Origin of the sequence: Oscillatoria sp. FACHB-1407, assembly GCF_014697545.1 — a bacterium.
GTDB lineage: Bacteria > Cyanobacteriota > Cyanobacteriia > Elainellales > Elainellaceae > FACHB-1407.
This window is the reverse complement of sequence record NZ_JACJSA010000001.1, coordinates 268,812-280,958: the sequence shown is the minus strand read 5'-3', so window position 1 is coordinate 280,958 and position 12,147 is coordinate 268,812. Positions and strand designations below refer to the sequence as shown.

The 12,147-nt window shown below is 48.1% G+C and carries 9 protein-coding genes; 5 read left to right on the top strand and 4 right to left on the bottom strand.

From position 1 onward, the window contains the following. The first annotated feature begins 82 nt into the window (after positions 1-82). Positions 83-1,276: a glycosyltransferase family 2 protein gene (locus H6G89_RS01200; protein WP_199336452.1), complete on the top strand. Its 1,194-nt coding sequence runs from the start codon at positions 83-85 to the stop codon at positions 1,274-1,276. A gap of 159 nt (positions 1,277-1,435) precedes the next feature. Here H6G89_RS01200 and H6G89_RS01195 read toward each other — a convergent pair whose 3' ends face one another. Then, positions 1,436-1,990 carry a pentapeptide repeat-containing protein gene (locus H6G89_RS01195; protein WP_190503340.1) on the bottom strand — a complete coding sequence of 185 codons (555 nt, stop codon included), beginning with the start codon at positions 1,988-1,990 and terminating at the stop codon, positions 1,436-1,438. A 375-nt stretch (positions 1,991-2,365) separates the two neighbouring features. Here H6G89_RS01195 and H6G89_RS01190 point away from each other — a divergent pair, with 375 nt between their 5' ends. After that, the gene (locus H6G89_RS01190) at positions 2,366-3,040 is read left to right on the top strand and encodes an SDR family oxidoreductase (RefSeq protein WP_190503338.1); all 675 of its coding nucleotides are present in this window, start codon (positions 2,366-2,368) and stop codon (positions 3,038-3,040) included. A gap of 3 nt (positions 3,041-3,043) precedes the next feature. Continuing rightward, positions 3,044-3,616, top strand: a complete 573-nt coding sequence (locus tag H6G89_RS01185; RefSeq protein ID WP_190503336.1) for a hypothetical protein — start codon at positions 3,044-3,046, stop codon at positions 3,614-3,616. Between the two features lie 44 nt (positions 3,617-3,660). On the opposite strand, the gene H6G89_RS01180 is transcribed toward H6G89_RS01185, so the two are convergent. Both H6G89_RS01180 and pruA read right to left on the bottom strand, forming a co-directional pair. After that, complete coding sequence (locus H6G89_RS01180; protein ID WP_190503334.1) at positions 3,661-3,870, bottom strand: hypothetical protein; 210 nt, start codon at positions 3,868-3,870, stop codon at positions 3,661-3,663. Beyond that, the gene (gene pruA / locus H6G89_RS01175; protein WP_190503332.1) at positions 3,870-6,842 is read right to left on the bottom strand and encodes an L-glutamate gamma-semialdehyde dehydrogenase; all 2,973 of its coding nucleotides are present in this window, start codon (positions 6,840-6,842) and stop codon (positions 3,870-3,872) included. The genes H6G89_RS01180 and pruA overlap by 1 nt, the downstream gene beginning before the upstream one ends. Before the next feature lie 545 nt (positions 6,843-7,387). Between pruA and H6G89_RS01170 the strand changes: the two genes are divergently transcribed. Together H6G89_RS01170 and H6G89_RS01165 are read left to right on the top strand one after the other, a co-directional pair. Next, positions 7,388-8,164 (top strand): endonuclease III domain-containing protein, encoded by a 777-nt coding sequence (locus H6G89_RS01170; protein ID WP_199336450.1) that lies wholly within the window; start codon positions 7,388-7,390, stop codon positions 8,162-8,164. A gap of 330 nt (positions 8,165-8,494) precedes the next feature. Next, positions 8,495-11,176, top strand: a complete 2,682-nt coding sequence (locus H6G89_RS01165; protein ID WP_190503330.1) for a DVUA0089 family protein — start codon at positions 8,495-8,497, stop codon at positions 11,174-11,176. A 79-nt stretch (positions 11,177-11,255) separates the two neighbouring features. Here H6G89_RS01165 and H6G89_RS01160 read toward each other — a convergent pair whose 3' ends face one another. After that, positions 11,256-12,119, bottom strand: a complete 864-nt coding sequence (locus tag H6G89_RS01160) for a hypothetical protein (protein WP_190503328.1) — start codon at positions 12,117-12,119, stop codon at positions 11,256-11,258. Positions 12,120-12,147: the final 28 nt, after the last annotated feature.

Genomic DNA, 12,147 nt, shown 5'->3' with positions numbered 1-12,147 from the left:
GAAATAGTATTTCAATTTTTCATTGAACCTGCAATTATTCAGGCATAGAGTTATTGAACAGTAACCGTTGTTTTTAGCTCTCTTGCTTTGTTCCTCCCTCATTAGTCTGGCAGCTTATGTTGCCCAGTTTCGAGCTGCCATTGTTGCTATTACGCAACTACAGCCAGGAGTAGACCCCACAGTTGATGAGCAATCCTTGAGAGTAACTCCCCTTGTCTCAGTGGTTGTTCCGGCTTATAACGAAGCCACCAATATTCAAGCCTGTATTACGTCGGTTCTTGATAATACTGCTCTATCGCAGCAATACCTGGAAGTTTGGGTTGTGGATGACCAATCTACCGATGACACCTGGGCAATCCTGAAAGTTCTGCAACAGCACTACCAGGACCCCCGTCTGCATCTGTTGTCTGGATTGCCGCGCCCTAAAGGAGAACGCTGGACGGGTAAAAACTGGGCATGCACCCAGGGAGCCGAGAAAGCAAGGGGAGAATTTCTGCTGTTTATTGATGCCGATGTGCGGTTGAAACCGGGGGCGATCGCCGCAGCGGTGAAACTTGCTCAGACTGAGCATATTGACTTACTCAATGGCATTCCCCAGGTTGTTTGCGGATCATTGATCGAGTGGTTAGTGCAGCCATTGATTTTCATCAGCATGGTCATTTCCTTCAATCAACCTGCCGTCCGGGACCCCAAACAGGAAACAGCCTATGCCGCCGGACCCTTTATGCTATTTCGTCGTTCTGCCTATGATCAGGTGGGTGGGCACCGAGCCGTTGCCTCGGAAGTTGCTGAGGATGTGGCGTTAGCGCGTGCCATCAAACACCATCAATTAACCTTGCAATATCGGTTAGTTGCCAACCTCGCTAGCTTACGCATGTACACCTCCTGGGCAACGCTCTGGGAAGGTTGGACAAAAGTTTTGTATGTGGGAGCCTGGCGAAATGCCGGGTTGATGTTCCTCCTGTTTGTTCTCATGTTCAGTCTTTACACGATGCCCTGGCTGGGGTTAGGGGTTTTGCTGATCAAAGGATTGGTGGCAGGCTGGAGCCGTGTGGATGGGGTGTCAATGGGATTGGTTCTACCCGCACTGGGATTGCAATACTACCTGCGACAGCAGGCGAGCCGAGCGTTGCATTGCTCCCCTAATTATTGGTGGTTGCAGAGTATTGGTGGACTACTGGTGGGGATAATGGCGATCGCTTCTGTCATCAAGGCAGAAACAGGTTGGGGATGGACGTGGCGAGGTCGAGTATTGAGCAACCGAATTATTCCCTAGTGCAGGGTCACACCTTATTTTTAGGATTGTCGGTGTGAGCAAGATGCTCGCACTACCCTAACTTTTAACTGTGACGCGGCACTGGCCATCCCTCTACTCCCTTACCCCTCTACACCTCCCCTGTCAAATTAGTTAACTCTCAAAATAGAACTAATGTAACTATCGAGGTATAGTTTCTGGCAGTTTGACGGTGCTTTCAATCATGGCTTCATTTAACTGAGATAGGGTTAAACTTGCTCCGCGTAAATCTAAACTCCCAATTAGTTGTGCTCCTTTCAGCTTGGCTCCCGTTAAATTTACTCCACGCCAATCACCATTTTTGATATAGGAATTGGTTAAGTCTGCTGAGCTTAAATCTGCTCCTGTAAAATTGCATTCAATCAAAGAAGCTTCGCAGAAGTTGATTTGAGTCAAGTTAGATTGCTCTGCATAAACTCTAAATAAATGCGATCGCCAAAAAGATGCTCCTTGAAGATCGTTTTCTTGTAAATCAACAAGCTCAAGGTTGGCTCTACTAAAGTTGGCTTGCCTAAACCGAGTTCTAATGAATCCAGTTCTATGAATAGAAGCTAATTCTAAATTGGCTACGCTAAAATCAGCATTTTCAAAACTCCATCCTTCTAGTTGAATTTTCTCTAAATTGATTCCACAGAAGTTTCTCTTTCCCAACTCATATTCTTGCCATAGTTCAAAAGGTTCATAGTTGTTCAACATATTGTGCGATCGCCATCTACAACAGTTTTACCCCTTCTTTAGGGCATTCTACGGTTGGTCTTGAGCCAATTGAAGGACTGTAGAGAATGATTCAACTGAAGGATAAAACCAAAGTTTGGCTAGTTTGTGCCATAGGCATGGGGCTTTTTCAATTAGTTAGCAATTGGCAACACCCGACAATTGCGGTCAAGCGTGCATTCTTTTGTACTGTGGCTCTGTCTGCGATCGCGGTTGTAACACAAGTAAACACAAAAGAGTAATTGTAGGGTGGTGTTGTGAGCAGCTGTAGGTTTGGTCAAAGCCTATGTAAGAATGATTTCAGCCCATTTATATCCAGTGACTTGATGGCAACCTGGTTGCTATCCTCCCAATCCTATGACAGACTCCTCTATCTTCCTTGCTGGTGCCAGTCGCGGTGTGGGGCATGAAATCGCCCGGCTACTAACTCAAAAGCCTGTTAAGGTCAAAGCGTTGCTACGCTCACCTGACGCTCAATCGACATTAGAGGCGATGGGTATCTCAGTTGTGTTTGGGGATGCGATGAACCGAGCCGAGGTAGACCAGGCAATGCAAGCCGAGCCAATTTGGGCAGTAGTTAGCACGATTGGTGGCTTACCCAAAGACGGGCAGCGATCGGATTATTTAGGGAATAAGAACTTGATTGATGCGGCAGTGCAAGCGGGAGTGCAGCGATTTATCTTGGTGTCATCCATTGGTAGTGGTAATAGTGCCGTTGCCCTTCCCCCACAGGTTTTGGAAACCTTAGGACCTGTGTTGATCGAGAAAGCCCAAGCGGAACAACACTTAATCGAGAGTGGCTTGAATTACACTATTATTCGACCTGGTGGGTTAAAGTCTGAACCTGCAACAGGCAATGCTGTATTGACCCCTGACCCTGCGATCGCAGGTAGTATTCATCGAGCGGATGTGGCGGATTTGGTATGTCGGTGTCTGTTCTCCAATCAAGCTGATTACAAAGTCTTGTCAGCCGTCGATCGCCAGATGACTTACGGACAAACGGAGTTTGAGGTGTTGGATGTTATTAATTAATCCATGGCTGTTTTGATTTGTCCTGGAGTGCATTCACCTGAGTTAACGGATAGTTTTCTCGCCAATCTCAACCTGCAACTGTTTAATTGCAAAGTGTTTCCAGGCGATCGCCATCCGGCTTATTCAGGGCTCCACATTTTGAAATTTATCTGGCATGAGTTTGCGATTCCAGACGATGCAACTCCACCTCGTTTAGATGTGCCACTTCTATTTGTTAGCTTCAGTGCCGGAGTAGTTGGGGCGATCGCGGCAGCTTGGGCATGGCGATTGTTAGGCGGTGAGGTCAAAGCCTTCATTGCGCTGGATGGGTGGGGAGTGCCATTGTCCGGGGACTTTCCGATTTATCGAGTCAGCCACGATGACTTCACCCATTGGAGTTCAGCCTTATTGGGTGCAGGACAAATCAGCTTTTACGCTGACCCTGCTGTTGAGCATTTGGAGTTGTGGCGATCGCCCCACACAGCAATGGGTTACACCGTAGACACTGCACAACCTTCATCTGCGATAAAAACAAATGCGGCTGGTTTCATCGCATCGTTGTTAGTGAAATATGGAGAGTCGGGGGGACGCGATTAATCGCGTCCCCCCAAACCTGTTTATTCTATCTCTCCGCTTATCGTTTATCGTGTTAGCAATCCCCACAGGTAATTCCAGAAGCCACGGATGTAGCCCCACAACTCACCGGGACCAAGACCAAAGGCAAGCTGAAAAAGCAGCAACAGGATGGCGATCGCCAATGCCACTCGAACCGTGACCCGCATCACCCGCACCAAAATGGTGAAGGCGGCGATCGTTACAATAATGGCTGCTAGAAGAATGAGTAACTCCATTACTCTACCCCTTCAATGGGAGCAAAGCCCTGTCGCTGCACGTTCTCGCTAATATGGCGAGGCTCCAGGAATTGCAGCAAGTAGTCGGGACCACCTGCCTTGGAACCAACCCCAGAGAGTTTGAATCCGCCGAACGGTTGACGAGCGACGATCGCCCCCGTCGTGCCCCGGTTGATGTAGAGGTTGCCGACCTCAAACTCGGCTTGTGCCCGGTTGATGTGGGATGGCGTACGAGAGTACAAACCACCCGTGAGGGCAAAGGGAGTGCCGTTGGCGATCGCCAGAGCTTCATCAAAGGTCTTGGCTCGCATGACTGCTAACACAGGACCAAAGATCTCTTCCTGGGCGATCTTGGCGGTGGGAGAGACATCCGTAAAGATGACTGGACCAACAAAGTAGCCTGTGTCAGGAGCCTCCATTTCCAAAGCAACAGTGCCTTCCTCTTTGCCTTTGTCGATGTAGGCTTTGATGCGGTTTTGCGCGGCTGCGTCGATTACAGGTCCAACTTGGGTACTGGGAATTTCCGCTGCACCGATGTTGAGCGATCGCGTCGCTTCTACCAGACGGTTCAGGAAGGTTTCGTAGATCGGTTCCAGCACCACCACACGAGAGCACGCCGAGCACTTTTGCCCACTGTAGCCAAAGGCAGAATAAACTACTCCCTGCACAGCTTGATCCAGATCCGCACTCTCATCCACAATGATGGCGTTTTTACCGCCCATCTCCGCGATCACCCGCTTCAGGTGCTTTTGTCCCGGTTGCAGAATGGCAGCGTCAGCATAAATCCGGCAACCGACCTCCTGCGACCCGGTGAAGGTGATCATGTGAACGTCGGGATGCTTCACCAGGTAGGAACCCACTGTCGAGCCTTTACACGGCACGTATTGGAACACTCCTTTGGGAATTCCTGCCTCCACGAGAATTTCTGCCAGCTTCGCCGCGATCACCGACGACACTTCCGCAGGCTTCAACAAGGTACAGTTTCCTGCCACGAGGGAGGCAACCGTCATTCCCGTGGGAATCGCTAAGGGGAAGTTCCACGGTGAAATGATCAGGGAGATGCCACGGGGTTGATAGTGATAGCGGTTGTTTTCACCCGGCACATCGTAGTTCGTGCCGTGGTTCAATCGCTCCATTTCATCGGCGTAAAAGCGGCAGAAGTCGATCGCCTCAGATACTTCGGGGTCAGCCTGTCCCAATGCTTTCCCGGTTTCCAACACCATCCAAGCAGACAATTCATCACGCCGAGCTTCCATCAGATCAGCGGCTCTCCGCAAAATTGCAGCCCGTTCTTTCGCAGGAGTGTTACGCCATTGGGGAAATGCCGCTTTAGCCGCCGCGATCGCCTGGTCTGCCTGTTCCTGGCTCAGTAAACCGATCTGTCCTACTACTTCGGAGGGATTCGAGGGATTGACGGAATCCACCCTCTCCAGCGTATTCATCCGTTCACCATTCACCAGCGGCAGATAGGATTTGCCCAACTGTTGCCGCACGGTTGCAATCATCGCCAGAGCGCGATCGCGCCTCTCCTCAATCGCATAATCCGTATCCGCTGAGTTGTGGAAGCTAGAGTTTGACTTAACGATGGGTGAATCTGGCTCGTTGAACTGGGGAACAGCCAGCAACTCTTCGCTGGGGCGATCTTCCAGATTTTGCCGCAGGAAAGAAGAGTTCGCGGTATTTTCTAACAGACGACGAATCAGGTAGGACATTCCCGGAATCAAGTCGCCATAGGGACAATAAACCCGCACCCGATGACCCTGATTCACCAACGCTTTTGCTAGTTTGTCTGCCATGCCATAGAGCACCTGCACCTCAAACCGCCGCCGGGGAATCTTAAGTTCCTCCGCGATCGCGATCGCCATAGCCTGCGAACGGACGTTGTGACTGCCAATCGCCGCATAGAGATACTCGTGATTTTCCAGCAACAAGCGAGTCAACTGCTCAAAGCTGGCATCGGTGGATTCTTTGTTTTGGAATACGGGAATCTCCCAATCTTTTTGCGCCGCTTTAATCGTCTCCTGATCCCAATAGGCTCCTTTTACCAGGCGAATCGTGATCGGATAGCCCCGTTGTTTTGCCCATTCAATTAGCCCTTGCAGATCACGCTCTGTATCCTTAAGGTAGGCTTGCAGTGTCACCCCAATGTCCGTGCGGGTGCGAAACTCGTCCTCCATCAAGATTTGCTTGAGAATGGCGATTGTCAGGTCTTTGTAGGCATATTGCTCCATGTCAAAATGAATCGCCGCGCCCAACTCCTTGGCTCGACGCAACAACAACCGGACGCGATCGCTCACCCGCTCCTGGCTACCCTTGGCATCTAGCGGGTCAAACTGCGAATAGAAGGCGGTTAACTTAACGGACACTTGCACCCTGGGCAGGGTTTCACCATCCGCTTCATCAATTTGTGATACTTTTGACCATCCTTTAGATGCGTTAGTCAGTTGCTCAATCAGGTCAAGACAGCGATCGAGGTAAGACTGTGCCTCGCTTTCGGTGATCACGGCTTCACCCAGTAAATCCACCGTAAAGGCCATTTTGTCCCGCCGCAGTTGCTCTAGCGTCTTGAGCACTTGCTTAATGTTTTCACCGGAGATATATTTGTGCGCTAGTGTCTCAACGGCTGTAGACACGGTAGTTGCTGCAACTTGCCCTGGTAGCGAATCGGCATTCGCAAAGTTGAGCATTCCCTTGAGTGCCGAGGGCAACTCCACTGAGGCATCCCCCAAATATTCCTGGAGATGGCGGGCAATCTCGGCTTTGCTCCGTAGTGCAGGCAGACAGTCAATAAAGCGGAATAACTGCACGCGCAAACCAGGGTTGCTCATCGCCCAACCCAACAACTTGTCATCCCACCGCATCTGATCACGCATCTGGGCAAGAAAGGAGCGGTTTTCCTTTGTTGCAGCTAACAGTTGACGGGCGATCGACTGAGTTTTGGTTTCGTAGATATTTGCAACTTGAGTAACCACAGATTCCACTCCGATTCAAACGATAGCGAGGATAGATCGTGCAACCCTCTATTCTCTATTGTTTCGATTAAGAACTCAAATGAGTTTTAAGGTTTGTTATCAGTGAACCTTTTCAGGGGGAGTGGGGAGTAGAGGAATTGGGGAGTAGGGAGTAACGCACCTTTTTTCAGTTGCTTTGCAGATAAGGAATGGAAGGCATTACTAAACTGACAAATGATTCATGAATTTCAGCCGTAAGCGAGACGCCACACAAGCGGAATCATCACACAAGAGTGCGAGCATCTTGCTCGCGATTTTATATCTCGTTTAACAATGCTAAACAGAATATTGGGGATAGGAGCAGGAGTAGGACGACAATGGTTCAGTCGTTCCCGCTGTTCTCAATTAGAGGAGCGATCGGTAGCCCTCAGAGAAAATAGCTTTTGGGTTGTTTCTACCGCTTTTTGAAGAGCGAGACCAATCTTTCGTCTTGAGTAAGATGAACCCATTCATCAATTCTTGTGTAATAAAAGTTTAAAGTTGTCAGTTGCAGGGGTGCGATCGCAGTGTCATCAATCGATCTATCAAAATCATCTCAACCGTCCATTCCAGGGTTATCGTCTCCTATCCCACCTGCCAGCATTCCATCCACCGAACAACTGCGACACAAAGCCTTACTCGTCCACGATCGCCTCTGCGCGGTGTATGGATGCCCCATTCCCTACTTTCATAGCCTCGATCCGTTGAGTGAGTTAGTCTCGTCGCTGTTGTCCCATCGCACCCGCAATGCGGATTCTGGGAAGGCGTTTAAGCAACTGCGACAACGGTTTCCTACCTGGGAAGCAGTACGCGATGCAGATACGACTGAAGTACAAGAGGCGATCGCACCCTGTACCTGGGCAGACCAGAAAGCACCCCGAATTCAGCAAGTTTTACGACTGATCACGGAACGTCGAGGAGAACTATCTCTCGATTTCCTGGCGGATCTCTCCGTTGTGGAAGCCCGCACCTGGTTAGAGGAGTTGCCCGGAGTCGGACCCAAAACCAGCGCAGCGGTATTGTGTTTTAGCCAGTTGCGTCGTCCGGCGTTGCCAGTAGACAGCCATCACCATCGGGTGGCGGTGCGGTTGGGACTGATTCCTGAGACAGTGGCAGTCGGTCCATCTCATGCGTTGTTAGAAGCACAGTTACCAAAGGACTGGACTGCTCAGCAAGTATACGACAATCACGAAGTACTCATGCTGCATGGGCAAAAGTGTTGCTACTATCGCAATCCGCAATGTCAACGATGTACCGTGTTAGATTTGTGTCCTGCTGGGCAAGCTCGAATGCAAACGTCTTAAATTTCCTAAATTCCATAGTGCGGGCATTTTGCCCGCGAGCGAGACGCTCGCACTTCTTTTACCGGATAGTTTTTTAACTTCCATAAACAGACTGCAATCCCTGACTGGAGAGACTTGAACCCATTTCAATGGGTTTTCAATGATTAGCCCCGAATTCATTCGAGGGCGAACTACTGGGAAAGGTACAAGATTTAAGTTACCAATGGCGATCGCAAAAGCCCTCAGTATTATTCATGACAACTTTGATCGCTTTTGATGAGAACTTTACCTGAAATCTCGGTAGCTCTGACAAGCTAGACGTATCATCATACGTCACCTGTTCCGAGCAAAATGGATAACGCGATCGCCCTTAACGGAGTTACGCCCCTCTTCCCATCCAGTTTTGGCTCTAATCCGTTAACGAACGGTTTGTTACCCACCCCGCAAAACTCTGGTATCAATTTAAACAATCGATTGGATGTAGGTAGCTCATCTATTTCAAAAGCAGTATCGCGTCGTGGCATTCGGCTTTCAACTCGCGGTAGCCGACAGCGCATGATGGGAACGGCAGGCGACGATATTCTAGACGCTGTTCGGGGAGGCGGAAATAATTTCCTCAAAGGCAATGCTGGAAACGATCGCCTCTCTGTGGGTCAACGCGATCGCGCCTTTGGCGATGCCGGAAATGACCTCCTCGATGCGCGTCGAGGCAGAGGCAGCAATATCTTGTTCGCTGGAGCAGGCAACGATACAGTTTATGCCAAAACGCGCGATACAGCCGATGGTGGCGTTGGCGATGATATTCTCTGGGCAGGGGTTGGAGGTAGCAACTTAAGAGGGGGTGCAGGCCGCGATCGCTTTTGGATTGCCGATCGCACTCTCCCAACTGGCGTTAACACCATCAAAGATTTTCAACTGGGAACCGACACAATTGGTGTAAGTGCGATTCCGGGAGTGACGCAGTTTAGCGATTTGACTCTAACGCAACAGGGAACCGATACGCTGATTAGCGCACAAGGAAAGGCGATCGCGCTTCTCTCTGGCATTACGGCTAGCAGTTTAACGGTTCAAAACTTTGTTGGATTGCAGCCTTCTCAAATTCAACCTTCTAATTTGATACTAACAACTTCAACTAGCAATATTAGCGTCAGCGAACGAGATACAGGCACCACAACCGCTGTTGTTGAAGTCACGCTCGGTGCGGCTAGCACGACTCCTGTCACGGTTAACTATCAAACCGTTGCGGGCACTGCCACTGCCAACGAAGATTTCACTCCCGTTAATGCAACGCTCACCTTCGCACCGGGAGAAACGACGAAAGCGATCGCGATCGACATCATCAACGATACTCGCGATGAGTTTGATGAAACGTTTAATGTTGTGTTGAGCAATCCCACCAATGCAACGCTGGCAAACACTCAAGCGCAAATCACCATTTTGGATAATGACATCACCACAATCACAGCAAACGGTATTCAAGGTGATGGTGGAAAGTTTGATGCTGCAATCGGCTATCGATTTAATTTGTATGACATCACAGCAACAGGTAACTATCGAGCTGATGAAGACGGAAATCTCAATAATAATGTCGGCATCTTTAGTAATGCAGTCGAAGACTTTAGGGCGACTCTACAATTCTATGGGGGTAATCCTTTCTTAAAGTTTGAGCGATTACAAATCGCTGGAGAGAGAAATAGTTACTATGATGTGTTTATCCCAGAACAACTGACTCTGAATTTAGAAGCAAGATTTTTTCCTAGAGGGTCTACAATCACCTTACTAGATGGCACATCTGAGGTGGCAGCAATCGATCGCATCGAATACCGATTAACAAACGATCGCTTGAGAGATGTAGCTGGACTAACCGAATGGACTTTGATTCTGGATGAAGAGCTAATCGGAGAATCTATCATTGATCCAGTGAAAGCTGTGAACTCTATCGAATACATCGTTGCTAATTCACTCTTGGGCAGAGCCGATCAAGTTCGATTTAGTGGGATATCAGAACTCAATCCCCAACAAATCGTTAGTGAACAAAATAGTCTCGATTATCATCAAGCCACGGCTAGTTCAAGTAACCCTGCCTCATCACCCAGAGTAGTGACTCAATCGACTCCTGTCGCTATCCCTCGACCTACGCCGTACTATTCAACGATCGCACCCATTAACGACACCCTTGCCCATGCATCTGATACAGAGTTAAGCCGCAATGGATTCCGCCAATTTAATCTATCAACTCAAATAGGAGGCAACCCAACTCCGTCGGGAAGTCCTCCCAGTCAAGACGTAGACCTTTACAAGGTGCAAATGAATGCTGGAGAGGTCATCACAATCGATATTGATTGGGCATCATCGCTGGACTCAATTTTGAGGGTGTTTAACGCTAGTGGCACTCAATTGGCGTTTAGTGATAACAATGCAGCACCTGGAGAAAGTTTACAAGATGATGCTTACATCCAATTTCAAGCTATTACGACAGGAACGTATTACATTGGGGTCAGTGGAGCTAGCAATGTCGCTTACAATCCACTGATCGCCAATAGTGGTACTCTTGGAGACAGTGGAAGCTACACTCTCACAATTGAAATTTGTGAGCCTAACAACACGATCGCCACAGCATTCGATACCTCAGTTAGTATCTATAGCAGCTACACCACAACAGCTCAGATTGGAGATAATTTAGGAGCTTCTCCAGGGTTAGACGTTGACTTCTACAAGGTGTACCTTAACAGCGGAGATCTCCTTGAAGTCTCGACCGACACTGATAATCTTGCAGCAGGTATTGATAAAGTAGATACCTATTTGCGGCTGTTTAATGCTAGTGGTGTGCAACTTACCCAAAATGATGACAATTTTAGTTCGGGTAGCGGATCGTCTACTGACTCGTTTATGGGCTTTAGAGCTAGCACCGAAGGAACCTATTACATCGGGGTCAGTGGATACAACAATGCGACTTATGACCCATTAACGGGAACAGGTGGTGCGAGTGGAGACACAGGGTTTTATAGCGTTACTGTTTGGCGATCGCGCTAATTATCCATTCAAAAGGGGTTTCTTATTGAGCTTTGAATGGCATTTTTAGACTGATTCATGCAATTCACCGACAATCCATTTACTTTATATTGGCAGCATCTAATTCATGACCAGCCCACGATCGGATTCTAGTTTCTGGGACATTTTTCCATTCCCATTGCTTTAGAAGAAAAGCCTCAAATTCAAGATGACTAATTCCACACCTTTTGCATCGACGAATTATGATTCGTGTTTTTAAGTTATGCCTAAAACGTTTACGTTTAGAGTTTCCCATCTGATCCGCATGAAATTCTAATGCTTTCAAATATCTTCCTGAATCCAAGATGTCTTTGAAGTATTGAATTTGCCCTAATAGAAGGAACTCCTCGCTAGCATACCGCTGTTGAGTGTTAGTTTTTTTGAGATATCTTGAGCATTGTTCACAAAATGGAGCCTCTAACAGCCAACCTAATATGGCTAAACCTCCTAATGCAAAACCAATCAGCTGAATAAGTGCGTAGATATATCCAAATATGGAACCAATTTCTCCAATAGGTATAATAGGCATACCTCTAAGACCAAAGATAAGTGAAGTATGGCGAATATCAAGGTCTAAATAGTTCCAGAATGGCATCAAATCCTTAACCCGAACACCCTCTACTTCTATCAAGTAGTAAGGCACATAGTGAACTAAAAAGTAAGCACCAACAGAGGTCAAAAGTACATTAAGGGTAACAACAAAACCAGCCTGTTGATGCAACAATCTGCACCCTAAATAATAGCCGATTCCAGAAATAAAACCTGCTAAACCCGCTCCTAGTGGAATGATGAGAAACATGATGGAATAAAGAGCAAAACCAGTCCAAGCCTCAATCAATCCAAAAACACTAACCGTTAAAGTCGTCGAGATAATCCCCATTGCTGTAATGATCAATAGTTGAACAATGCGGATCAGATTCAACATTTCTATATTTGCTCCTTGAAAGTGAGGA

Bases quoted from the DNA above. Each gene is read 5' to 3' on its own strand.
- H6G89_RS01195 (WP_190503340.1), bottom strand. From the start codon at position 1,990: ATGTTGAACAACTATGAACCTTTTGAACTATGGCAAGAATATGAGTTG.
- H6G89_RS01190 (WP_190503338.1), top strand. From the start codon at position 2,366: ATGACAGACTCCTCTATCTTCCTTGCTGGTGCCAGTCGCGGTGTGGGG.
- H6G89_RS01185 (WP_190503336.1), top strand. From the start codon at position 3,044: ATGGCTGTTTTGATTTGTCCTGGAGTGCATTCACCTGAGTTAACGGAT.
- H6G89_RS01180 (WP_190503334.1), bottom strand. From the start codon at position 3,870: ATGGAGTTACTCATTCTTCTAGCAGCCATTATTGTAACGATCGCCGCC.
- H6G89_RS01165 (WP_190503330.1), top strand. From the start codon at position 8,495: ATGGATAACGCGATCGCCCTTAACGGAGTTACGCCCCTCTTCCCATCC.
- H6G89_RS01160 (WP_190503328.1), bottom strand. From the start codon at position 12,119: ATGTTGAATCTGATCCGCATTGTTCAACTATTGATCATTACAGCAATG.